This is a genomic window from Marinitoga lauensis (assembly GCF_004135675.1).
Classification (GTDB): Bacteria; Thermotogota; Thermotogae; order Petrotogales; family Petrotogaceae; genus Marinitoga; species Marinitoga lauensis.
Genome location: NZ_QHLX01000004.1, coordinates 1 through 24,971, shown reverse-complemented (window position 1 = coordinate 24,971; position 24,971 = coordinate 1). Strand labels below are relative to the sequence as shown.

General features: G+C 27.6%; 25 protein-coding genes and 2 pseudogenes. 23 read left to right on the top strand and 4 right to left on the bottom strand.

All coding sequences use genetic code 11. The features are described from left to right. Window positions 1–76: 76 nt before the first annotated feature. The 10 genes from DJ007_RS07340 to DJ007_RS07305 all read left to right on the top strand — a co-directional run bounded on the left by DJ007_RS07340 (window position 77) and on the right by DJ007_RS07305 (window position 7,793). On the top strand, window positions 77–718 hold the full coding sequence (locus DJ007_RS07340; RefSeq protein ID WP_129409042.1) for a phosphate signaling complex PhoU family protein: 642 nt from the start codon (window positions 77–79) through the stop codon (window positions 716–718). Beyond that, window positions 718–1,203, top strand: coding sequence for an LptF/LptG family permease (locus DJ007_RS19110; RefSeq protein WP_129409041.1), 486 nt, complete (start codon window positions 718–720; stop codon window positions 1,201–1,203). Before DJ007_RS07340 ends, DJ007_RS19110 begins: the two co-directional genes overlap by 1 nt. Then, window positions 1,194–1,682: an LptF/LptG family permease gene (locus tag DJ007_RS19105; protein ID WP_165974064.1), complete on the top strand. Its 489-nt coding sequence runs from the start codon at window positions 1,194–1,196 to the stop codon at window positions 1,680–1,682. Before DJ007_RS19110 ends, DJ007_RS19105 begins: the two co-directional genes overlap by 10 nt. Beyond that, window positions 1,622–3,556, top strand: a complete 1,935-nt coding sequence (locus DJ007_RS07325) for an LPS-assembly protein LptD (RefSeq protein ID WP_129409039.1) — start codon at window positions 1,622–1,624, stop codon at window positions 3,554–3,556. The genes DJ007_RS19105 and DJ007_RS07325 overlap by 61 nt, the downstream gene beginning before the upstream one ends. Beyond that, a complete protein-coding gene (locus DJ007_RS07320; RefSeq protein WP_129409038.1) occupies window positions 3,553–3,855 on the top strand; it encodes a hypothetical protein in 303 nt (100 codons plus the stop codon). Before DJ007_RS07325 ends, DJ007_RS07320 begins: the two co-directional genes overlap by 4 nt. Further along, window positions 3,852–4,169, top strand: coding sequence for a hypothetical protein (locus DJ007_RS07315; protein ID WP_129409037.1), 318 nt, complete (start codon window positions 3,852–3,854; stop codon window positions 4,167–4,169). Before DJ007_RS07320 ends, DJ007_RS07315 begins: the two co-directional genes overlap by 4 nt. 2 nt (window positions 4,170–4,171) lie before the next feature. Next, entirely contained in the window at window positions 4,172–5,095 is a 924-nt protein-coding gene (locus DJ007_RS15790) for a hypothetical protein (RefSeq protein ID WP_206076209.1), read from the top strand. Between the two features lie 101 nt (window positions 5,096–5,196). Next, window positions 5,197–6,000: an HsdM family class I SAM-dependent methyltransferase gene (locus tag DJ007_RS15785; RefSeq protein WP_206076208.1), complete on the top strand. Its 804-nt coding sequence runs from the start codon at window positions 5,197–5,199 to the stop codon at window positions 5,998–6,000. Beyond that, the gene (locus tag DJ007_RS15780; RefSeq protein WP_206076207.1) at window positions 5,954–6,298 is read left to right on the top strand and encodes a hypothetical protein; all 345 of its coding nucleotides are present in this window, start codon (window positions 5,954–5,956) and stop codon (window positions 6,296–6,298) included. Before DJ007_RS15785 ends, DJ007_RS15780 begins: the two co-directional genes overlap by 47 nt. Before the next feature lies 1 nt (window position 6,299). Next, complete coding sequence (locus DJ007_RS07305; RefSeq protein ID WP_129409036.1) at window positions 6,300–7,793, top strand: restriction endonuclease subunit S; 1,494 nt, start codon at window positions 6,300–6,302, stop codon at window positions 7,791–7,793. A gap of 87 nt (window positions 7,794–7,880) precedes the next feature. Here DJ007_RS07305 and DJ007_RS07300 read toward each other — a convergent pair whose 3' ends face one another. Further along, window positions 7,881–8,195 carry a hypothetical protein gene (locus DJ007_RS07300; protein ID WP_129409035.1) on the bottom strand — a complete coding sequence of 105 codons (315 nt, stop codon included), beginning with the start codon at window positions 8,193–8,195 and terminating at the stop codon, window positions 7,881–7,883. Window positions 8,196–8,768: 573 nt separating this feature from the next. On the opposite strand from DJ007_RS07300, the gene DJ007_RS15775 reads away from it, so the two are divergent. The 4 genes from DJ007_RS15775 to DJ007_RS07290 all read left to right on the top strand — a co-directional run bounded on the left by DJ007_RS15775 (window position 8,769) and on the right by DJ007_RS07290 (window position 10,840). After that, window positions 8,769–9,275 (top strand): IS110 family transposase, encoded by a 507-nt coding sequence (locus DJ007_RS15775; protein WP_206076206.1) that lies wholly within the window; start codon window positions 8,769–8,771, stop codon window positions 9,273–9,275. 29 nt (window positions 9,276–9,304) lie between these two features. Then, window positions 9,305–9,694: a transposase gene (locus tag DJ007_RS15770; RefSeq protein WP_206076205.1), complete on the top strand. Its 390-nt coding sequence runs from the start codon at window positions 9,305–9,307 to the stop codon at window positions 9,692–9,694. Between the two features lie 481 nt (window positions 9,695–10,175). Beyond that, window positions 10,176–10,385, top strand: a complete 210-nt coding sequence (locus DJ007_RS17485) for a hypothetical protein (protein WP_240739374.1) — start codon at window positions 10,176–10,178, stop codon at window positions 10,383–10,385. Beyond that, on the top strand, window positions 10,331–10,840 hold the full coding sequence (locus DJ007_RS07290; RefSeq protein WP_240739373.1) for a uracil-DNA glycosylase: 510 nt from the start codon (window positions 10,331–10,333) through the stop codon (window positions 10,838–10,840). Before DJ007_RS17485 ends, DJ007_RS07290 begins: the two co-directional genes overlap by 55 nt. A 24-nt stretch (window positions 10,841–10,864) precedes the next feature. Here the strand turns inward: DJ007_RS07290 and DJ007_RS07285 are convergent, their stop codons facing one another. Next, a complete protein-coding gene (locus DJ007_RS07285; protein ID WP_165974063.1) occupies window positions 10,865–12,241 on the bottom strand; it encodes a glycoside hydrolase family 13 protein in 1,377 nt (458 codons plus the stop codon). A gap of 98 nt (window positions 12,242–12,339) precedes the next feature. Here DJ007_RS07285 and DJ007_RS07280 point away from each other — a divergent pair, with 98 nt between their 5' ends. The 7 genes and pseudogenes from DJ007_RS07280 to DJ007_RS07255 all read left to right on the top strand — a co-directional run bounded on the left by DJ007_RS07280 (window position 12,340) and on the right by DJ007_RS07255 (window position 21,128). Then, window positions 12,340–13,197 (top strand): GNAT family N-acetyltransferase, encoded by an 858-nt coding sequence (locus tag DJ007_RS07280; protein ID WP_165974062.1) that lies wholly within the window; start codon window positions 12,340–12,342, stop codon window positions 13,195–13,197. A 130-nt stretch (window positions 13,198–13,327) separates the two neighbouring features. After that, window positions 13,328–14,636: pseudogene (locus tag DJ007_RS20130) on the top strand (xanthine dehydrogenase family protein molybdopterin-binding subunit). 11 nt (window positions 14,637–14,647) lie between these two features. Beyond that, a complete protein-coding gene (locus DJ007_RS15750) occupies window positions 14,648–15,544 on the top strand; it encodes a xanthine dehydrogenase family protein molybdopterin-binding subunit (protein ID WP_206076262.1) in 897 nt (298 codons plus the stop codon). A 52-nt stretch (window positions 15,545–15,596) separates the two neighbouring features. Beyond that, window positions 15,597–17,012 carry a pyridoxal-phosphate dependent enzyme gene (locus DJ007_RS07270; protein WP_129409032.1) on the top strand — a complete coding sequence of 472 codons (1,416 nt, stop codon included), beginning with the start codon at window positions 15,597–15,599 and terminating at the stop codon, window positions 17,010–17,012. Further along, window positions 17,009–18,364, top strand: coding sequence for an 8-oxoguanine deaminase (locus DJ007_RS07265; RefSeq protein WP_129409031.1), 1,356 nt, complete (start codon window positions 17,009–17,011; stop codon window positions 18,362–18,364). The genes DJ007_RS07270 and DJ007_RS07265 overlap by 4 nt, the downstream gene beginning before the upstream one ends. Before the next feature lie 46 nt (window positions 18,365–18,410). Next, the gene (locus tag DJ007_RS07260; protein WP_206076202.1) at window positions 18,411–19,601 is read left to right on the top strand and encodes an amidohydrolase family protein; all 1,191 of its coding nucleotides are present in this window, start codon (window positions 18,411–18,413) and stop codon (window positions 19,599–19,601) included. A 129-nt stretch (window positions 19,602–19,730) separates the two neighbouring features. Continuing rightward, window positions 19,731–21,128, top strand: a complete 1,398-nt coding sequence (locus tag DJ007_RS07255) for a sensor domain-containing diguanylate cyclase (protein WP_206076201.1) — start codon at window positions 19,731–19,733, stop codon at window positions 21,126–21,128. A 19-nt stretch (window positions 21,129–21,147) separates the two neighbouring features. Here DJ007_RS07255 and DJ007_RS19095 read toward each other — a convergent pair whose 3' ends face one another. Beyond that, entirely contained in the window at window positions 21,148–21,348 is a 201-nt protein-coding gene (locus DJ007_RS19095) for a S1 RNA-binding domain-containing protein (RefSeq protein WP_276318718.1), read from the bottom strand. Between the two features lie 94 nt (window positions 21,349–21,442). Here DJ007_RS19095 and DJ007_RS07245 point away from each other — a divergent pair, with 94 nt between their 5' ends. Together DJ007_RS07245 and DJ007_RS07240 are read left to right on the top strand one after the other, a co-directional pair. Continuing rightward, window positions 21,443–21,664 carry an IS1634 family transposase N-terminal domain-related protein gene (locus DJ007_RS07245; RefSeq protein WP_129409028.1) on the top strand — a complete coding sequence of 74 codons (222 nt, stop codon included), beginning with the start codon at window positions 21,443–21,445 and terminating at the stop codon, window positions 21,662–21,664. Window positions 21,665–21,690: 26 nt separating this feature from the next. Beyond that, window positions 21,691–23,075, top strand: a pseudogene (locus tag DJ007_RS07240) (IS1634 family transposase); the annotation flags it as partial. Window positions 23,076–23,175: 100 nt separating this feature from the next. On the opposite strand, the gene DJ007_RS07235 reads toward DJ007_RS07240, so the two are convergent. Then, on the bottom strand, window positions 23,176–24,783 hold the full coding sequence (locus DJ007_RS07235; protein WP_129407969.1) for an IS1634 family transposase: 1,608 nt from the start codon (window positions 24,781–24,783) through the stop codon (window positions 23,176–23,178). Window positions 24,784–24,971 lie beyond the last annotated feature (188 nt).

Genomic DNA, 24,971 nt, shown 5'->3' with positions numbered 1-24,971 from the left:
TATTATCTGAGGAAACCAAAAGACAGGTTATATCCTATCATAATGAAATATTGAAAATGGGACGTCTTGTTCAGGGATGTTTTTAAAGTTTAAAGATGCTTTTTTTGAAAAAAATGTGAAGCTATCCAAAGAGATAATTCAACAGGATATGAGAGTTGATTTTATTGAAGCCAGATTAGAGTATAAATCTATGGAAATACTGGCTATTAACAATTTGTATGGGAAATATTTTAAAATTGTATTCTTGGGAAATAAAATAATTGGGATTTTAGAAAGCATGGCAGATATGTGTGAAACAATGGCTAAAAATAATATTGATTTGTTATCCTATCCCAATTCAATTAATCCCTATCAATTTGAAGATTTATTTGAGATATCACAAAATATGCTTGGTGAATCTTTGAGATTATATTCAAATATAGTTGAAAACAAAAATTCATATTTGATAAAAGAATCAATAGATCTTGCTAAATGGATATGTAAAACAGATACAGAAGTGGATAGTTTATATAGTGCATTTAAAAGAAATTTGATGGGTAAAGTAACAAAGGATAACTTTAGATCTATTATGGCAAATATAGAAATATTATCAAATTTAGAAAAATTTTCTGATTTAACAACCAACATAGCTGAATATTCGATATTTATCCTTACAGGAGACAGATATAAATGTAATAAAGAAGGATTTAATATTTTTTATTCTTTGGGGAATAATTAATGCTGAAGTTAATAAAATATATATCAAAAGAGTTTACAGCTCCATTTTTTATGGGATTAGTAGGATTTATAGTTTTTGTAAGTGTTGAGTTACTATATCAACTTTCAGATATAATCGTAAGAAATAAGGTAGGAATTGATAAACTTTTTATATTAATTGCATACCACATACCATATTTTTTAGTTATGGGTATTCCAGTAGGAATACTTTTTTCTATATTCTGGGTCTTGTCCAGATTATCTAACGATAATGAAATCATAGCCTTACAATCTCTTGGAATTCCATCAAAAAGAATAGTTATTCCTTTTTTAGTACTGGCTATGATTCTTGCTGTGGTTACTTTTTCATTGTATGATACAATCGTTCCTAAATCCAATATGAAAGCAAAGGAAGCAATATCAAAATATGTATATAAAAATGTTGAAGCAAATATTGAAATGAATAAATTTGTAGAAGTAGAAAAAATAAGAAATATTTGTATGTAAGAAAGATAGATAAAGATTCTGGGATATTATATGGAATATTATTATATGAAGTAGATTATTCTAAAACGACAGTATTTCATGCTGAAAAAGCATTTAAAGATAAAGATAAATGGTATATGGAAAATGGGCGTATATTTAGATTAACTGATGATGGATTACTAAAATTGGATATAACATTTAAAAAGTTAGAATTAGATATTTCAAAAAATGTTGAAGAATACTTAAGATTTTCAAAAAGTCCGAATGATATGACAACAAAAGAGTTAAAACATAAAATAGAGATAACTCAAAAATTGGGTGGAGATGCCTCAGCATTAATTGTTGGTTATCAGGAAAAGTTTTCTAATTCTTTTGCTCCAATAGTTATTGCATTATTAGGAGTAGCTTTATCTTTATTTATCAATCTTAGAAGTAAGTCATGGAGTGTTATTTCAACATTTGTTCTGGTTGTTTTATATCAGGGTTCAGGGCATGGTTAAGTGCTCTTGGAAAGGAAAAAATAATTGATCCATATTTTGCTCCGTGGATTCCAAATGTTGTTTTTGGCATCGTTGGTATAATATTATTTGTATTGTTGGATACAAGGGCTGCGTATAAATTAATAGAACCATTAAAAAGAGTATTTGGTACTATTATTATATTAATTATTTTAAGCATAAATGGATTTTCAGAAAAAGTATATATTGAATCTCCAAATATAACACTTGAAGGAACTAAAATTACATTTGAAGGCAGCACAACTATAAAATATAAAGATTCTATAATAACTTCAGACAAAGGATTGGGAGTATTGGATAATGAAAATAAAATACTAAAGGCAAATTTATTTGGAAATGTAACTTATATATTTAATAAAAGAACAATTGAAGCTTCAGCGATGGAAGTGAATTTTGAAAGCAAAGATGTTGTATTGAATAACACATATTCAATTGAGTCATTTAAAAACAAAAAGAAGAAAAATGTAAAGGTAAGAGTTTGGTCTGAAATTTCTGAAAAGAAAACAGATGAAAATGTAGTATTTTCAGAGAACGTTAAAATGACAACATGTAAGGAATGTATAACATATTATTTTAAAGCTTCACATGTTACAATATATCCGGAAGAATTTTTAGTAGCACGTGATGTTACGCTTGAATTTTTTGGTATACCTGTATTTTATTTTCCTTTTTATTTTCAAAGTCTTTCTGGTGAAAAGGAAGCTCCATTTATTGCTGCTTTTGCTTTTAAAGAAGATACAGTAACCATTTCTGTTAAAATTAATCATACTTTTTCAAATAAATCAGCATTATCTTTTTCTCAGGAATATGCAAGAAATGTTAAAGAAGATAAACTTTCTCAATCTTTAAGTTATACATATTCAATACCCTTTATTTTAGGAACATTAGCCATCTCTAATAGTATAAAAAATAATACATTTTCTGATTTGAAAATAAACCTTTCTAAAAAATTAGAATATTTAAATTTTTATTCATCTCTATCACATAGCTTTTCATCAAATAGTGATACTTTTTCTCTTAATTTTAAAGATATAAAGACAGATCTGGGAAATTTCTCCGTTTCTTCATCTTTTTCATGGAAAGATAAACAAATTATGAAAATAAATTTTTTAAATCTTACAACACCATCTTTGACAAAAAAATATAAAAAAACATTTTTAAAATTAAATTCTACAAGAGTGAATATTACCGGTCCTGCTACAAAAATCTTTGAATCATGGAATGCAAAAAGCATATCAATAAATACGTCTCTAGATTCAAAGATTTTTAATAAAAATAAAAAAAATACTATAAAGCTTAGTTATTCGAGTTTTTATGAGAAAAATGAATTAAAAAATTACAACTTATATTTTAAAAATGAGATTTCAGATAATTATAAGCCTTTAAAATATAATAAAAATTTATTATATCTGGATACAACACTAACTCCGGAATTAAAATTTGCCTTTAGGAATAGTTTCCCTGATAAAATATATAATTATTATGCTTATGGATTAAAAGCTAATTTTAAAAGTAAGTTTTTAATTTTTCAATATGGTGTTTCAGATTATCAATATTATAGAGTATTGGTAAATGAACCAAAGTGGGTATCAAATCCTGCAACACATACAAACAAATTGACCGACTTTGCTGGTATAGAGTTTAATTTAAATTTATTAAAAACAAATAATTATTTTGATTTGAGGTATAATAGAACATTTGATTTTATGAAAGAACCTCAAGAAAAATTTGTTAATCATTTTTTAACATCGAAATACACGTTTAAATATGGCCCTTTAAACTTTGAAAATAATACTAAAACTACGCTTGAGAAAGAAAAATTTGAATTTATAAATACAAAATTCAATGGTTTTTGAAAGTGTGGTTAATAAAACATAATTATCAGTTTGATTATGATCATAAAAATGAGGATATGCCAATAAAAGTGATAAATAATAAAGATGAAATTATTTTTGGTAAAAATAAAATAGAAATAAATTTTGATTATTATTTAAAGAAGACAACATTTAAGGAAACCATACCTCAAATAAAATCAAAATATTCGCTTTATGATTCAAAAGGTGGGAAATACGAGGGAAACCTTAATTTGTTTAATAATTACGAAAATATACATTATGATTTGAAATATAAATCCAAAGGGCAAAAAAATCGTTGATTTTAAATCTTGATTATGATATTAAAAATGAATATTTGAAGACAGGAATAGGCTATGATACCTCGACTAAATACGATTGGGCTAAAATTTCTTTTATTTATGATGTAAAAAATAATGTATGGAATTTTACACAATTTGAAATAAATAAGCAACTGGTATGTTGGTCAGTTTATTTTAAAGGTGATTTGAAATTATTGCCTGAATTTTCTTTAAAAAGTTTTGAATTAAAATTTTTATTACAGATATTCCGGAAAAGTCATTTGGATATACAGAAGAAAAAGGTGTGGATATTAATATTTTCTGAGGAGGAATAAAAATGTGCAAAACAAATTTCATAGTACAAAAAGAGCAATTTAACAAAGAGTATTTCGCTAAGAATAAGTTCAAGTCGTTTATTCCTGTTGGTATGGACTTGAATAAAGAGTATTCAATAAAAAATATTAAAGGAGAGCCTAATGAAGAATTTTATAAATGGCAGTTCTTTTATGCATTAGTTAATTCTGGTCTTTATTCTAAGGATTATTTAGGTTGTGAAGTTTCCTTGCCTAAAGGAAATAAAAATTCTGCACCCATTAAATTAGATGGTGCTATTTTTGATGATAAAAATTGGTTTGAAATATACAAAAGATTTTGGGATGAAAAAAAACAGGACGATTTAGACTGGTTAAGAAAACATTTAATTGGAGTAATAGAATTTAAGAAAGAAGACAGTAAAGATATTGAAACTGTTTTTAATCAACAATTGAAAGCATATATGAAAGAGTCCGAAGCCGATTTTTGTATAGGATTTTTATATGATACAGAAAGACTTTATATTTTCCAAAAAAAGAATGGTAAAATACTGAGATATGATGAATCTTATAATCAAAAAGGCGAAAAAAGTACAACTAAAGATTTATCGTTACATTTGACTGATCCATATTTAAACATTCCTTCGTTTGAAGAGATTCTTAATCAGGTGAATAGACCATCTGAGATAGATAGAACAAATAGAAATATAGATGATCTTGGAAAGATTTCTGGTGTGCATTCTACCCAACTTAATGATGCAATGTCCAATATTTTGAGGGCAATGGACAAAGTAAGTATGGTTAATCAAAAAGGTTATGAGTTACTTATACAGATTCTTGCTTTAAAGATATTTGATGAAAAAAGAAATGAAAAAAATTCAAGAGAAAAATTAAAATTCTATATTACCAACGAGGAAGCTAATTACTCAAATTTAAATGATAAAAAATAGAACCTTTTTTAAAAAGAATACAAAAATTATTCGAAGATGCTCAAAGCACATACTACAATATCTTAAAAGAACAGAAAATAAATCTTAAGAATAATGCACATGTGAAAATATTAGTAGAAACAGTAAAGCAATTTCAGGATTTCTCTTTTGTAAAATCACACAAAACCGATTTATATCAATTAATATTTTATCGTTTTGCAAGTGCTTTTTCAAAAGAACAAAAAGGGCAATTTATCACTCCTTTGCCTTTAATCGATTTCTTAGTTGAAATAGTAAATCCGAGAAATGGCGAAACTGTAATCGATCCTACTGTTGGAATTGCAGACTTTTTATCTGTTTCTTATGTGAATTCAAATAGTAAATTGGATGATAATAACATTTATGGAATAGATAATGATGAACAAATGATTATGCTTGCCCAGCTGAATATGCTTCTTAATGGAGACGGAAACGCTAAGTTATATCATATTTCTGATAAAGGCTCAATAACCCATAAGATATCTATTAAAAATGAGCCAGTAGAATTGATTCCAGATTTACATAATAAAGGAAATTGGGATAATTGGAGAGATGACACTAAGTTAATGAAGTTTGATGTTGTATTAACAAATCCTCCATTTGGAGAAGATAGGAAATGGGAACCAAAAACAATAGAAGAAAAGAAATTAGCTGAACTTTATGAGTTATGGCATATTGCAAGATACGGGAATTGGATAGATTTAGGGCTTGTATTTTTAGAGAATGCATATAGAATCTTAAAAGAAAATGGAAGATTGGGAATCGTTTTATCCAATTCTATTGCTTCTATTGCCAGATGGGAAAAAGCAAGAAACTGGTTAATTGATAAAATGCGGATTGTTGCTTTATTTGATTTACCCCAAATGTTTTTGCAGATACAGGGTTAATACTACATTAATAGTTGCTTATAAACCAAATCCTGAAGAATTGAAGAAATTAAAAGAGCAAAAGTATGAGGTCTTTGTTAAAGATATTCAAAAAGTAGGTTATGAAGTAAAAACAAAAAAGAGAGTAAAATACTTTGAGCCCATTTACAAAATAGATGAAGAAACCTTTGAGGTTGTACAAGATAAAGAAGGAAGACCTGTTTTAGATGAGGAATTTACACAAACTATTAAAGAATTTAGAAAATGGGCTCTTACCCAAGAGGAAACATTAAAAAATTTATTTTTAAAGGAGAATTAATATGGCATCATATGTTATTATTCCAAAAGTTTTAAGCATAAATGAAATTGAAAATAAAGGTTTTACGTTATCTCCATCATTGTTTAAAAGAGTGGAATTTAAGAATCAAAATGTTAGGAAAGTTAAAGATTTATTAGATAGAGAATTAAAACCTAAAGATAAAGGATTTGAGGTTGGCTCAAAATCATATATTTATAACTCAAAATATTTCTTTATTAGAACAAAATCTTTACAACCAACATCTTTTTTACCAAATTATGATAAAGAAAGTATTGTTCCTATATTGCCTCAAAGTTTTAAGAATTATAATTTAAAAGAAGGAGATATTTTAATATCTAAAGATTCTAATATTGGAGAAGCTGTTATTTTAGATAAAGATTTATCTAATTATATGCCTTCTGGAGGGATTTATAGATTACCTATTTCTAAATGGAAATATTATTTATTAGCATTTATGAAAAATGATTTTTTTAAAAGTCAACTAAATTTTTTAGCATCTCGCGGCGCTACAATAAAACATGCAAAAACATTATTTTTAGATTGCTTAATACCATTCCCAAATCAAATAAACGCAGATGAAATAATAAAATATGTAGAACTTTTAACTAAATCTATAATAGATAAAGAAAAAGAAATCAGAAGAAAACATAAATTAATTCTTGAAAAGATAGAAAAAGAGCTTTTAGAAAATCAAAAGCCAAACAAATTTGAGTATAAATTGCCACATATCGGAGAGATTGAAAGCAAAACGAGAATTGATGCAGGGATTTATTCTGAGAATTTTAGATATATAGATTTTATTGTAAAAAACTATATACATGGATTTTATTTTATTGATAAAGAAAAAATTTTTGGGGGAAATACTCCAAAGAAAAGAATAATCTCTAACAAAGACAACTTAAAATATAAATGGCTAACACCTACTCAAATCTCAGATTATGGTCATATTATTAATTTAGAAACAATATCAATGCCTACAAAAAATAATCTTAACAAAAGTGCTATGCTTCTGATAAATAGAACTTCTAAAGGTGGAAGAGGAGAGTATGTAGGAATTAGTTTATTTTATGATTTTAATATTTTTGGTGAAGGCCATCATAACCAGGGAATTTATCGTGTTGTAGATTACCCAATCCAACAATTACAATTTATGACAGCTTTTATGAATACTGAATTGATGAGACAATACTGTGCAAACTTATCTGTTGGCTCAAAAATGAAAGAAATCAAAATATATCAATTTTTGACGATTCCTTTTCCAAACTTCCCAGAATCAAAACAAAAAGAGGTTGCTGAGCTTTACTATAATTTTGTTGATTATCCCACAGACTTAAATCTTAATAATTTCTTAGAAGAAGATGCTAAATGGAATGAAAAAGCAGGTATATTACAACTTGATTTATCTGCTAAAAAATTAAAAAAAAGATTAAATGAAATTATACATCAAATTGTTATGAATGAAAAAGTTAAAATTGATTTTGAGGTAATAAAATGAATTTTGTTGGTGTACCGTGTAGAATTCTTTGCCTGCTAACGCAAGTTTGGTTTGTCCCATGGAAATTGAAGAAGAAATAAGAAAAACTCATTTTTTTACATAAACAATAAAATCATTAAATTTAATTGATTTAAAATATTCGGAATTAGAATCATTGGTATTTTTTTCAGAAAAAAGATTAAAAACAAAGTCTGGAGTAAAATAATATAAAGAACCATAAGGTCTTAAATTATTGTAAAAATAAATGCATGAAATATAATAATTATAAATATCATCAATATAATTAAATTTAAGGAATTCAACGAATTTATGTTGAACGCTAGAATGAAAAGACTCAATGTATGCCTGAGGATTAGGATTATTTTTGTATCCAAATTCATGAATAATATTTAGTTCTTCCATAAACGCAGCGGTAATTTTATTCTTAAAATTGTGGTTCGTTGTATTTTCTAAAAAGTCAAGAGGTAAAACAAAAAATTATGTTAAAATTTTTTTTGATATTTTAAAACACAATTATTCTTTGCAGCATTTAACGCTGTAGTACTTTTGATTGAGGATTTAAACTTTTAATTTAATACTTGATATTATCTCACTTGAAAAAATATAATTATGCTGTCTTTAAATTTAAATATTCATAATTAAATATTGTGTTATTTTTCCACGGCATATATACTAATTCAGTTAACTTTCTCGCTATTGCAGTTAATGCAACTTTTTTAGGTTTTCTTCGTTGTATTAGTGATTTGTATTTTGCTTTATATTGTGGAACAAGTTTTAATATTCTTTGTGCCTATAATGCAAATATACTCCTTAAATGGCTGTTTCCTTTTTTCGATATTTTCCAGATTGTGATATTGTTTGATCAAAAATCTACATATGAATAAAATGTTTTTTTAAAAAGAATTATCATATTTAGTAATTATATGAAAACATTATACACGAGAAAAAAATAAATTAAAAAAAGTAATATTGGGAATGGAACCATCGGGACATTACTGGAAAGCATTAGCGTGGCAAATGAATTTAAGTAAGGAAGTAGATTATTTAGTAGGAGTAAATCCATATCATGTAAAAAAGAGTAAAGAATTTGATGACAATTCACCGGAAAAAAGCGATAGGAAAGATGCAGGAATAATAGCGCGATTAATAAGAGATGGAAGATATTTTGAAATGTATTTACCAGAAGGAGTATATAGCGAACTAAGAGTGCTATCTAGAACAAGAGATCAGTTAGTGACAAAAAGGAAAAACGCAAAAAATGTAATAATAGCAGTGATAGATGAATACTTTCCAGAATATGAAAAGGTGTATAAAAACATATTTACAGAAGGATCAATAGCGATATTAAAAAAATATCCATTTCCAGAAGAAATAAAAAAAGCGGGAAAAGAAAAAATAGAGAAAGTATTAAAAGAAGCGACGCAGGGAAGGATTGGAAAAAAAGGGCACAAAAGTTATATGAAACAGCAAAAATATCAATAGGAGTAACAGAAGGACAAAAAAGTGCAAAAATGAAGTTGAAATTATTAATAGAAGAAATAGAATTTTTAACCAAACAAATAGAAGAGACAGAAAGGGAAATGGAAAAATTAATAGAAAAAACAGAAATAGGAGAATATATAAAAAGCATCCCTGGAATAGGAATAATAATAACAGCAACAATATTAGGAGAAATAGGAGAAATAAGCAGCTTTAAAAGCTGGAAAGAAATAAGGAAATTAGCAGGATTAAATCTGTATGAAGTAAGTTCAGGAGAACATAAAGGGAAAACAAAAATAACGAAAAGAGGAAGACCGTTACTGAGAAAAATAATATATTTAATGGCGAAAAGTATATTAAAACATAATAACGAAATGAAAGAGAAATATAAAAAAATAAGAGAACGAAAAAGAATCCATTAAAAAAGAATCAAACATTAATAGCAATAGGATTAAAAATGATAAGAATAATATTCAAATTGGCAAAAAGCAAAATGAAATATGAAGCAGAAAAAGTATATATATAGGTGAAAAATGCAGATTCACTCCATTAGGAGAAAATCCTGGACACGAGAAAAAGCAGGCTCACCATGCCTCAAATAGGACGAAGGAACGTTAGGATACTCAAAAAAGAGTAATCCAGTTGGACATAAGAGGGTTAGTTTGGGAGAAAAAATGGTGAGTGAAAATAAATAATTAAAATCACAAAAATAAATTAAACTATGGCAAATAACAACTTGGGGTAATAACCAAAAATAAAAATTTAAGATAAATAAAATGAAATAACAAAGGAACAAGCTCTTTTGAAAAACAAAAAGAAAAAGGTGTTTATTTTCAAAAAAACTAAGAAAAAATGAGATACAGGAGGCTAATTGAAAATATTTTTTTGAAGAGGTGGAATAATATGTCTAAAATTGAAGATTTGGAATTAATTGGAGAAAAAATAAAAAAATGTGACAGTTGTTCTTTGAGCTTATCAAGAACTAATGTTGTTATAGGAGAGGGAAATGCTGATTCTCCTATAATGTTAGTGGGTGAAGGCCCGGTGCAAATGAAGATTTGCAGGGAAGACCGTTTGTTGGAAGAGCAGGTAACCTCCTTGATAAGTTATTAAAAGAAGTAGCAAAAGTTGAAAGGGATAATCTTTATATAACAAATGTAGTAAAATGCAGACCACCAAAGAATAGAGTTCCAACAGGTGAAGAAATGGAAAAATGCAGTCATTTTTTAATGGCTCAAATATCTGTTATAAAACCAAAAATAATAGTAGCGTTAGGGTCAACAGCTTTAAATTATTTTTTAAAACAGGTAGTTCCAATAACAAAACACAGAGGAAAGTTTAAAGAATGGTATGGAGGAATATATATTTTTCCAACATTTCATCCAAGTTATTTATTAAGAAATAGAAGTGAGAAAGAAGGGTCACCTCTTTTTTATGCTAAATTAGATATGCAGGCAATTGGATATATGTATAAACAATTAAAAGCTAATCCAAATCTTGACTTGAAAAAATTAGTCGAAACCACTGAAAAGGGAATAGTAGCAGCTGAAAATAGGGTAAAAAAATAGTTCCAGGAACTCCTGGAACTATTTTTATAACCGTTTATAAGCAGAATATGTATTATATTCTTTTGGCTTCATATGAAAAATCCCAAACGAATTAGCGGGTATTTTTCCTTTTACACTGCCCATTTCTATATAAAGTTCATTATCACTAAAATGATCAAATAGATGCATTGCATCTAACAATAGTGATTCTTCAAAATAAAGTTGAATCTCTTTATCTTTATTTGTTGGATTAATTACAATTAATTTTCCATCCCTTATGCTTTTATACTTTCTATAATAAGCTAAAATATCTTCATCATTTGAAATAACCTCATAATAACATCCTTTTCTTAAAGCTTCAGAGTCTTTAAATAATTTTATTAGTTTCTTATAAAATGAAAGTGTTTTATTACCTTCTTTAACATTTTCCCATTGCATAGCTCCTCTACAAAAAGGATCATGCCCGCCTTCCATTCCTAATTCTTCGCCATAATATATCAATGGACTTCCAGGTAATGTGAATTGCATTACAATTGCTAATTTCCATTTATCACCAAAAAGATTTTTTATCCTTGGTGAATCATGAGATGAAAGCATATTCCATGATTTTAAAATCTTCATACCACTATCTTTTATAGTTTTTTTAAGTATTTCTGCAGCAATTTTTGGTTTTAATGAACCATTTAACATATTTTTTATTATTACTGTATAATAATAATTCATTATGCCATCCATAACTTGAATCCATTCCTTTGGATAAGACCAGACTTCTCCGATTATATAATGATTTTCTCCAAGTGATTTTATGTGTTTAACAACGTCTTTTAAAATATCAAAACCTAAATCATATGCACAATCAAGTCTCCAATGATCAACGCCTAATTTCATCCATTTTTTCATTGCAGAATTTTCATCTTGCCATAATAATTTTTGTAAATCATGATTTTCTAAATTAAGCTCTACCAGAGTTTTATGATCTCGCCAATATGTAAAATCATCATTTTCATACCTGAAAAAGTTCTTTTCTTTTCCTCCTTTTAAGGCACTTTTGAACCATTTGCTTTCATTGCTCATGTGGTTTAAAGCAATATCCAAACACAATTCTATATTATTTTTATGTAAAGCATCAATGAGTTCTTTTAAATCTTTTTCATCGCCGAGAATAGGATCTATTTTAAAATAATCCTTTGCATCATACCTGTGATTGCTATTAGCTTCAAAAATAGGTGTTAAGTATAAGAAATCCACATTTAATTCTTTAAGATAATCAATCTTTTCCTGTATTCCTTTTAAGTCACCACCATACATAGTATGAGCAGAATAATTTTCAGCAATAATAGGAGTATTCCATTTCACATTTCCTCTGTTATAATATGAATAAAATCTGTCAGGAAAAATTTGATATCCGATTTTAGCTTCCATATTACACCTCTTTCGTGAGAATTTTTTACATAATCCAAAATATTTTATCATAAATAGAGATTATTTTCAATAATAACAAAATACATAGGGGGATTTTTGTGATTATAAGAAAAGCAGAAAAAAAGGATAAAAAGGATTTAGTTGAAGTTTCTAAATATGCATGGGAGGATGATTATATTCCTATAGTTTTTGATGAATGGGTGAATGATAAAAATAGTAACTTTTATGTAATTGAAGAGAATGGAAAAGTTATTGGTTGTGGAAGAATGAAAGAATTAAAAAAGGGAGTATTCTGGTTAGAGGGATTAAGAGTTCACGGGAATTATAGAAACAAAGGATATGGGAAAAAGCTATCGGAGTTTTTTTTACAATTAGCAAAAGAAAAAGGTTATAAAAAAATAATGTTTTCTACATATTATCAAAATATAGAGAGTAGACATATTATGGAAAATTATGGTTTTAGGGTTTATAAGGAATTCAAATGGATATACTATAATAACAAAAATAACAAAATTGAAACTAAAAATTTTGAACGCTTTGAAATTGCAAAAAATTTTGAAGAAGTAAAATCATATATTTTAAATTCCAGGGAATATAGATATTCAAAAATATTGTCTTTTGATTGGATTTTTATAGAATTGGATGAAGCTTTATTGAAAAAATTATTTGATAGAGAAGAAATATATATTTTAAAAAAAGAACGAAATATAGAATCTTTAATAATTTTAAGTAGTTATATGAAAAAATATAATACGCTTTCTATATCATTTATTTCTAGAAATTATGAAAAAGCTTTGAATTTTTCTATAGATTTATTTAGTAAAACTGACAAAATATATATGACATATATGATTCCTAAAGGGCAAATAGATAAAAGAATTGCTTTAAATAAAGGGTTTATAGAAGAAGATAAAGAAGAAAATAATGTATTTTTATATGTTCTTGAAAAACAGTGATTTGGCGGTTTTATGCTGAGTTATGTCTAAAAAAGATAGTATTTCTTTTTAAAACGAGTTATTAAAAAAAGACTAAAATAAGGTAAAATTTAAAATAGAATTTATAATCAGTCAATATTGGAGGGATAAAATGAAAGTAATAGGAAAGAGTGTAAAAAGAGTTGAAGGAAAAGAAAAAGCTTATGGTGAATCCAAATACACACCTGATATATATTTTGATAGAATGCTATACGCAGGAGTAGTATATTCCGATATTCCTCATGGAATATTGAAAAGTATAGACATTTCAGAAGCGGAAAAAGTTTCTGGAGTTGTTAAAGTTGCTACATATAAAGATGTTCCTGGAACAAATAGATTTGGAGTTGTAACTAAGGATATGCTATTTCTAATTCCAGTAGGTGAAAAAATTAGATTTGAACATGATGCAATAGCCTTAATAGCAGGAGAAACAAAAGAAGCTGTAGAGGAAGCTATAGAAAAGGTAAAATTTGAGGTAGAAGAATTACCAGCAGTGTTGACTATTGATGAGGCTATAAAAAACGAAATAAAAGTAAATAATGAAGAAACCAATATTGCATTTCATAAAAAAATAAGAAGGGGCAAAATAAATGAAGCATTTAAAGATGCAGATTTAGTTATAGAAAGAGAATTCAAAACAGATTATCAGGAGCAGGCTTATCTTGAAACCCAGGGAGCAGTTGCATATTATGATGGAGAGGTTATGAAAATTTATGCTTCTATGCAATGTCCATTCTATGTTCAGGAAGATGTTTCAGAAATTCTGGATATTCCTTTTAATAAAGTTGACGTTATTCAAATGGAAACAGGTGGGGGTTTGGAGGTAAAGAAGATGTTCCTTCATATATTGCATCCAAAGCTGCATTACTATCCTATTTAACAAAACGACCAGTAAAAATTATATATAAAAGGGAAGATGATATTAAGGAAACGAGTAAAAGACACCCTTCAAAATCATATTATAAAGCGGCCTTTAAAAAAGATGGCACACTAATAGGTTTGAAAAGCGAAACATATCTTGACATGGGGCTTATTCAACGTTATCACCGATAGTTATGTATAGAACATTAACTCATTCTGCAGGAGCATATAAAGTTCCGAATGTTCACGTTGATGTATATGGAGTATATACAAATAAAGTACCATGCGGTGCATTTAGAGGATTTGGTTCTCCACAGGTTCTTTTTGCTATTGAATCGGTAATGGATGAAGCTGCAGAAAAATTAGGAATTGATCCATGGGTAATTAGATATAAAAATGCATTAGATATAGGAGATGAAACCTCTACAGGCCATAAATTAGAGTATTCAGTCGGTGCCAAGAAAACTCTGGAGAATATAAAAAAATTATCTAACTATGAAAAATTAAAAAAAGAAATAGAAGAGTTTAATAAAAGTAATAATATAAAAAGAGAGGATTAGGTTGGTCACATATTATATATGGAGTAAGTTTAGGCGCAGGTGGGCAACATTTAGATGCATCCAATTCTGAAGTTCATGTATTTCCAGATGGTACTATAAATATTATGTTTGGAGGAACAGAGATTGGGCAAGGTGCAAAAACAGCTGTTTCTATGATTGTTTCAGAAATCTTAGGTCAGAAATTGGATAAAATAAACGTTTTACAAACAGATACATTTATAGTTCAGGATAGCGGACCAACGGTTGCTTCAAGAACAACTGTATTTAGTGGAAATGCTGCAAAAGATGCTGCAGAAAAAATAAAAAGGAATATTATTGGATTTTTGTGTAATAAATTTAATGTAAGTGAAAATGAAATAAAAATAGAATTGGGAAAATACACTATAAAAGGTAAAGAATATTCTTTTGAAGAGATAGCTAAGATGTGTAATGATGCAAATGTTAAATTAAATGAATCGGGATGGTTTAAATCACCAAAGCTTAATTTTGATATGGAAAACGGTGTTGGTGAGGCCTATGTTACATATACATACTCCACTCAATTATCATTAGTTGAAGTTGATATGATGACAGGTAAAGTTGATGTGAAAAAAATGTGGATTTCCCATGATATCGGAAAAGCTATTAATTATGATGGAGTTATTGGACAAATTCAGGGTGGTGCCGTTCAGGGAATGGGTCACGCAATAATGGAAGAAATAAAACAAAAGGATGGGAAAATAATTACAGATAATTTTAATAATTATATAATTCCAACAATAAAAGATATTCCAGAAATAATTCCTGATGTTGTGGAAGAGGAATTTCCTCATGGGCCTTTTGGAGCTAAAGGTATAGGAGAACCTTCATTAATGAGTGCTCCGCCATCTATAGCAAATGCTGTTTCTAATGCAATAAAAAGAGAATAACAAAAATTCCAATATCAATGGAAGATATTATATTATAGGGGGTATTGATAGAATGAAAAGAGTGCCAATTGTAGGTCCAACTTATGAAGAAATGTTACATCCAGAAAAAATCGATCCAGAGATTAGAGAAAGAGCTTTAGAAATGAAAAAGAAAGATCCGCTTCATCCAATTAATTTATTTAATATATCATGGAAGGATGAAAATAATGAAATAAGGTATTTTGTAATGCCAAAGGAATTAACAGGAGTAGAAGCAAACATAATAGTATTATATGCTAAAGATTTTCCATCTGGAAGTCATAAAGTAGGTGCGACTTATTCAGTTTTAATGGAAAAAACAATAACTCATGAGGTTGATCCATCAATTCATAAATTGGTATGGCCATCCACAGGAAATTACGGGATAGGTGGTGCGTTTGTTAGTTCAAGAATGAATTATGATTCTCTTGTGTTGTTACCGGAGGAAATGAGTAAAGAAAGATTTGAAATTATAAGAAAATATGGTTCTGAAGTTATACCTACACCTGGCTGTGAATCTAATGTAAAAGAAATATATGATAAATCAAAGGAATTATATGAGGCTGATCCGGAACATATAAGGATTTTAAACCAGTTTGAAGCTTTTGCGAATTATAGATTCCATTATTATGTAACAGGAAATACTATGATAGAAACAGTAAGACGTTATCATATAGGTAATGAAAGAGTTGCTGCTATTGTACTTGGTGTAGGTTCTGCTGGCACAATTGCGAGTGGCGATAGAGTAAAACAGGAATTTCCTGAAGCAAAAGTAGTTGCTATGGAACCTGTTCAATGTCCAACAATTTCATTAAATGGATATGGAGGACATGATATTCAGGGTATTGGGGATAAACACGTAACATGGATTCATAACGTTATGAATAATGATGCAGTTGTTTTGGTTGATGATATTGATAGTAAGAAAATGCTTCAGGTATTAACAGACGAAGAAGGAAAGAAATTCTTAAAAGAATTCGTAGATCCAGAAATGGTTGAATATATTTCTGATAAATTTGGAATTTCTGGTGTTGCAAATGTAATTGGTGCAATAAAAATGGCAAAATTCTATAATTTAAAAGCAGACGATAATATCTTTGTAGTGGCTACTGACAATATAGACCGATACCATTCTGTAATGGAACAAATGACAGAAACCTACGGTAAATTAGATAGAGCGGAGGCAAAATCAAGAGTTGAAAGAATATTCTTATATCAAGAAACATCAGGAATATTTGAAGGAGATAAATACAATAGGGAAAGATGGCATAACTTAAAATATTACACATGGATTGAACAGCAGGGAAAAACCCTTGAAGAATTAAATGCTCAGAAAGAGCAGGCTTATTGGGAAGAACATCAAAGAAAAGTAAAAGAAATGGATAAATTATTAGAACAATATAGAGAAGAACATAAAGCAACATTAAGAAAGGTGTGGCTTGACGAATGAGAAGATTATTTAAGAATATAGCGTATCTTGCAACCTTTGATAATAAAGATACAGAGCTTGAAAATGCTTACATATATATAGAAGATAACGTAATTAAAGATATTGGTACTGGAAATCCGAATTTAGATGCTGATGAAATAATTGATTGTAAAGATATGCTTATAATGCCTGGTTTTGTAAATACACATCATCATTTGTATCAATCATTAACAAGAAATGTAAAAGGCGCTCAGAATGCCAAATTATTTGATTGGCTGGTATTTTTATATGAAAGATGGAAATTTATAGATAGAGAAGGATTTTATATAAGTTCTATAATAGCAAATTATGAAATGATGAAAACTGGTGTTACCACAACAACAGATCATTTGTATTTATATCCATATGGATTAAATGAAGCAATAGATGCTGAAATAGAAGGAGCTATTAGAACTGGGATAAGGTTTCATCCTACGCGAGGTAGTATGTCAATGAGTAAAAAAGATGGTGGTCTACCACCAGATAGCGTTGTACAAACGGAAAAAGAAATAATAAAAGAAAGTATCAGAGTTATTGAAAAATATCATAATCCGGAAAAATATTCAATGCTTAGAATTGCTTTAGCACCTTGTTCTCCATTTTCTGTTACTGCAGACCTTATGAAAGAAACCGTTAAAATTGCAGAAGAATACGATGTATTAATGCATACTCATGTTGCAGAAACATTAGATGAGGAAGAATATTGTATTGAGAAGTTTGGTAAAAGGCCTGTAGATTATATGGAGGAATTGGGCTGGTTAAATCCAAGAGCCTGGTTTGCACATTTAGTATGGTTAAATGATAGCGACATAGAAAAATTAGCAAAGAACGATGTTGGTATGGCACATTGTCCTTCATCAAATATGAGATTGGGTTCTGGTATTGCGCCTGTTACTAAAATGAAGAACAAAATTAGAATTGGTATTGCAGTTGATGGAAGTGCAAGTAATGATACAAATAATATGATAGCTGAGATTAGAAATGCGTTATTATTGCAAAGAGTAAAATATGGAGCAGATGCTTTAACAGTAAAAGAAACATTGAAAATGGGAACTATGGGTGGAGCCAGGGTTTTAAGAATGGATGATTACATTGGAAGTATTGAAATAGGGAAGGCTGCAGATTTTATAGGATTTAATTTAAACAGATTAGAGTTTGCAGGAGGTCTTGATGATCCGCTTGGAGCAGTTTTAATGTGTGATGGAAAACAGGTTGATTTAAACGTTATAAACGGAGAGATTAGAATAAAAGATGGAGAAATACTCGATGAAGAGTTACCAAAATTAATAGAAAGACATAATGAAATTTCTAAAAAGGTTATAAATAGCTTATAAATAAATGCGGCATTTGTATGCCGCATTTTTTCTAAGGGGGATTAAAATGTTTGATATTTTGATTAAAAATGCAAAATTAAGAAATTACAAAGAACCAAAAGACATTGGTATAAAGGATGGAAAAATTGTAGAAATTTCAGATACTATAATTGAAGAAGCAAAAAAAGTTATAGATGCAAAAGGAAATCTGGTAACAGAATCTTTTGTAAATCCACATTTGCACTTATGTAAGGTATATACACTAATGAAAATGTCAGAAAATGCGTTAAAGGATTATCATGGAGAGAATATGGGAAAGGCTATGACGGCTATTGAACTTGCAGCAAAAGTCAAAGAAGAATATGACGAAAAATGGATACTCCCAAACGTTAGAAAAGCATTAAACATGGCTATTGAAAATGGGGTATTGCACATTCGTGCATTTGCAGATGTTGATAGTAAAGCAAAATTAATAGGAGTAAAAGCATTATTGAAAGCAAAAGAAGAATTTAAAGATAAATTGTATATAGAAGTTGTGGCTTTTCCACAAGATGGTGTTGTAAAAGAGCCTGGAACATATGAACTAATTAAAGAAGCAATGAAATTAGGTGCTGATATTGTTGGAGGAATTCCCTGGATAGAATTAACTGAAAGTGATGAAAAAGAACATATAGATAAAATGTTTGAAATTGCAAAAGAATTTAATAAACCTATATCTATGTTAGTTGATGATGCAGGAGATCCGAATTTAAGAACTCTGGAAATGCTTGCAGTAAAAACAATAAAGGAAGGTTGGGAAGGAAGAGTGTTAGCCCATCATGCTAGAGCTATGTCTATGTATTCAACGCCCTATTTAATGAAATTAATTGAGTTATTGAAAAAAGCAAAAATTGGTGTGATTACAGATCCACATACAGGACCTCTTCATGCAAAAGTAAAGGAATTACTAACTGAAGGAGCATTAGTAGCTTTAGGACAGGATGATATTTCAGATGCATATTATCCTTATGGTAGGAATAATATGCTTGAAGTTGCATTTTTGGCTTCGCATTTGTTATGGATGACCACAACAGAAGATATGGAAAAATTATATAATATGATAACCATTGATGGCGCTAAAAGTATGGGAATAAAAGATTTTGGAATTGATATAGGCAATAAAGCTAATTTAGTAATTTTAAATCAAAATAATATATTAGAAGCGTTCAGATATCATGAAAAGCCACAATATGTTATTTCTAATGGAAATTTGATATAAAGTAATAGGCAATCTCCCGCTAATCAATAATTAAAATTATTGTCATCAAAAACACTGAATTGTAAAAAAATGAATATAAAATAAAAATATAAATAAGAATATATGGTTATTATTGTTCAGGGGATGGCTATGAATGATAAAGTGAAAAACGTTATATTTGAAAAATATTTTGAAAATGAAAATATGGGGATATTAATAGTTCATAATAGAAAAGTTGAATATCTTAATATGCCATTTAAGAATATAGCAAGATTATTTGATGTGGATTTAGAAGAAGATCTGCCATTGGATATTTATTTTGATTATAAAAAATATTTGAAAATAAAACCAGATATAAGTAAGTTAGCTAATTTGATGGATTACATAAATATATTTCAAAATACTACAAATAATGAAATTTCTTTTAAAGACGTAAAAGAATTTAAAGGAAGATATATAGAAATTGGTTTTGAAGGATTTATTATAGAGAATGAAAAATATTATGTAATAACTGTTTTAGATGTAACAAATGAAATAAAATTACTTGATTATAAATATCTTGAAATATCAAAAAAAATAAGTGAGATAAGTTTTAAAGAATTATCAAGATTAAATTTTAATAGTAGAAGGATATACGAAAAAATATTTAACATTTTAAAAGAATATAATATTATTAAAGAAATAGCTATAGCAACGTTGAAAGATGAAAATAAAATTTATATTGAGTTTGGGATTATAGATAATATAGTTTTAACAGGCAGAGAATTTTTAAGAAGTAATAAAACATTGACTTCATATATTATAGATAATAATAAAAAAATATATATATCAGATTCTTTAGAATATGAATTGCCAGATGGATATAAAATACATCATGTAGGTAATAATCCTAAATCATATAGTGTTTATGGAGTTCCCTTGAAAGATGAAAATAACAGAGTATATGGTGCGATTTTATATGAAAGACCTAAAACAAACAGATTTACAAAATTAGAGTTTGAATTGTTAAATGAAATAACCTATGCTATACAATCAGTTATAAGATTTAATAATTTATACAAAGAATTATACTTAGAAAAAGAGAAATACTATGAAATGTCGATAAAGGATCATTTAACCAAAGCGTATAATAGGAATTTCCTGGAAGAATATTTAAAGAAAATTTATGAAAGAAGCAAAAGATATGATGAAATTATAACAATTAGTTTTATAGATATAGATAACTTTAAGATAATAAATGACGTATATGGACATGATTATGGGGATATGTGCTTGATTTTATTTTCTGAAGTGGTTAATGAAAATATACGTGAATCTGATGTTTTTGCAAGATATGGTGGGGATGAATTTATCATTATTTTTCCAAATACCTATATAGAAGATTCAAAAAAAATTATGAATAGAATAAAAGAAAAATTAAAGCTTTCAGAATTTCCAATAAATATATCTTTTGGAATAATGGAATTGGATAAAGAAATATCTTTAAAAGAAAATCTAAAAAAAGTGGATACGTTAATGTATGAAATGAAGAAAGAAAAAAAATGCTGAGGGATGACCCTCAGCATTTTTATGATCTTAATTTCAGGTTTATTCTTTTTAAATCTTTGTCGATATCTAAAATTTCTACAGTAACTATTTGATTAATACTCAGAACTTCTGAAGGATGTCTTATGAATTTTTCTGATACATTTGATTTATCCTGCCTTTGACAGCAATCTGGCGATTTTAAGGGAAATGGAACGGTAGAATGCGGGTTTGAGGCGTGTATTTTTCAGGAAGTCGAAAAATTGTGTGGCTAACTTTTGTTACAGAGAATTAACTATAATTAGTAATATATTAGTCCTTTTGGTGGTATAATATATATGACAACCACTGAAAGGAGATGTTTTAAAATGTATCCTAAAATATCAAAAGTGAAAGGAAAAAGATATTTAAGGATAATGGAAAGCAAAAGAGAAAATGGAAAAGTGAAACAGCATACAGTAATAAATTTTGGAAATATAGATAAGTATAGTAAAAAAGATATAACAAAACTTGTAGATAGTCTTTTTAAAATATTTGAAATAGATGAATATGAAAAATAGAAGATGATTTAATGGAAGAAATAGCAAGAAGAAATTACGGAGCCAAAGTAATAGTAAATAAGATATTTGAAAGATATGAGATGAAAAGATATTTTGAAAGACTGGATAAAGAAATAAAATACAATGCAGAAGAAATGTTAAAAATAATGGTGATGAATAGAATAGTAGAACCGAAGAGTAAATTGGGAATATTTAATAATTTAGAGTATTTTGGATATAACAAAGTGGAAGTTAAAAAAGAAAAAGACCTGGAAGAAAAAGATGTAATGTTGCACTGGTTATACAGAACATTGGATATATTAGCAGATAATAAAGAGTCGATAGAAAAACATATGTATAATCAAAGGATAAGTTTGTTTAATACAACGGTAGATTTAGTATTTTACGATGTAACAACATTAGCGTTTGAAACACAACAAACAAATGAAATATTACAAATGGGATATTCAAAAGATAAGAAATTCAATGAGTCGCAAGTAGTATTAGGAATGTCAATAGATCAAGATAGAATGCCAGTTAGTTTTGATATATATGCAGGAAATACATTTGAAGGGCATACATTTAAAGATTCAATAGAAAAAATGAAAAAAGAATATCAATTAGGAAAAGTAATAGTAGTAGCAGATAGAGGAATGATGAGTAAAAAAAATATAGAAGTAGTAGAAAATTCTAATTATGAATTCATAGTAGGAAAATCAATAAAACAAATAAAAAAAGTAAATATATTTGAAGGAGAATTCATAGAACTAGCAAAAGGAATAAAATATAGAGAAGTAGAATATGAAAATAAAAGATTACTCATAATATATTCAGAAGAAAGAGCCAAAAAAGACAGAGCAGATAGACTACGATTAATAGAAAAAGCGAAAAAAATGTTAGAAGAAGGAAATATAGATTCCAAAAGTAAAAGAGGAGCGAAAAAATATTTAAAAGAACAGAACAAACAAAATTATATACTGGACATAGAAAAAATAGAAAATGATGAAAAATACGATGGATACTATGGAATAATAACAAACACAAAACTATCGCCAAAAGAAATATTAGAACAATATCATACATTATGGAAAGTAGAAGAAACATTTAGAACATTAAAAAATTATCTTGAAACAAGACCGGTATTTCATTGGACACCGAAAAGAATAAAAGGACATATTGTAATGAGTTTCATATCTTACATAATTCAAAGAACATTAGAATTAGAACTGGAAAAAAATAATATTGAATACTCTCATGAAAAAATAAGAGAAGCTATAAAAAAATGGAATACTCTGAAATAAGATTAAAAGACAAATTATTTGCATTAAGAGCCAATTTAAACGATTTTCAAAAAGCCATATTAAAAACATTAAAAATAGAAAAACCGAAAAAAATGATGGAATTAGATGAATTTAAAAAAATAATCTCCTGAGTTTGACAGTATTTATTTCAATAAAATTTGGAAAAGCTGTATTATTCTAAAAAACAGTTATTGTTAATTTTTTATTAAATACAAAAGTGTCATTACACCCCTAAATTTTATATTTTTCTTTGAATTCTGTATAGGGTGAAATTATTTTTGGTACAGGAATATTTAATGTATTTAATATTCTTTGCCCTAATTTATTTAAATTCATTCTCGCTACAAGATGTTGCTTTTGTGTTTTAAATTCAATGTATTCCATATTTTTAATAGCTTCTCTTATTTTTTCATGAGAGTATTCAACATTATTTTTTTCCAGTTCTAATTCTAGTGTTCTTTGAATTATGTAAGATATGAAACTCATTACAATATGTCCTTTTATTCTTTTTGGTGTCCAATGAAATACCGGTCTTGTTTCAAGATAATTTTTTAATGTTCTAAATGTTTCTTCTACTTTCCATAATGTATGATATTGTTCTAATATTTCTTTTGGAGATAGTTTTGTGTTTGTTATTATTCCATAGTATCCATCGTATTTTTCATCATTTTCTATTTTTTCTATGTCCAGTATATAATTTTGTTTATTCTGTTCTTTTAAATATTTTTTCGCTCCTCTTTTACTTTTTGAATCTATATTTCCTTCTTCTAACATTTTTTTCGCTTTTTCTATTAATCGTAGTCTATCTGCTCTGTCTTTTTTGGCTCTTTCTTCTGAATATATTATGAGTAATCTTTTATTTTCATATTCTACTTCTCTATATTTTATTCCTTTTGCTATTTCTATGAATTCTCCTTCAAATATATTTACTTTTTTTAACTGTTTTATTGATTTTCCTACTATGAATTCATAATTAGAATTTTCTACTACTTCTATATTTTTTTTACTCATCATTCCTCTATCTGCTACTACTATTACTTTTCCTAATTGATATTCTTTTTTCATTTTTTCTATTGAATCTTTAAATGTATGCCCTTCAAATGTATTTCCTGCATATATATCAAAACTAACTGGCATTCTATCCTGATCTATTGACATCCCTAATACTATTTGTGATTCATTAAATTTCTTATCTTTTGAATATCCCATTTGTAATATTTCATTTGTTTGTTGTGTTTCAAACGCTAATGTCGTTACATCGTAAAATACTAAATCTACCGTTGTATTAAACAAACTTATCCTTTGATTATACATATGTTTTTCTATCGACTCTTTATTATCTGCTAATATATCCAATGTTCTGTATAACCAGTGCAACATTACATCTTTTTCTTCCAGGTCTTTTTCTTTTTTAACTTCCACTTTGTTATATCCAAAATACTCTAAATTATTAAATATTCCCAATTTACTTTTCGGTTCTACTATTCTATTCATCACCATTATTTTTAACATTTCTTCCGCGTTATATTTTATTTCTTTATCCAGTCTTTCAAAATATCTTTTCATCTCATATCTTTCAAATATCTTATTTACTATTACTTTGGCTCCGTAATTTCTTTTATCTGGTGCTTTTTTTATATCTTCCGTATCAATATAATTTTTTAAATCAAATATTTGTATGAGTTTATTTACTATATTTTTCGCTTCATTTTCACTAAAAGAGTCAATCCTTCCTAAGTTTGCAACAGTTCTTTGCTTTATCTTACCATTTTCCCTATAACTTTCAACAATTCTTAAATATTCAACACCTTTGTTATTTTTAACTACTCTCAAAAACACAAAAATCACCTCTTGATTTCATAATACCATTACTTATTATACCACAAAAATATTATGAAATCAAGAATATAACGCTATTGTTAAAAATATTTGTGTCACTACAAAAATTTTTCAACCCCCAATTTTCACCCTTTTCATCGTCGCAAACCCGCATTCTACCGTTTCGATTTTTCAAAAATCTTGAATTT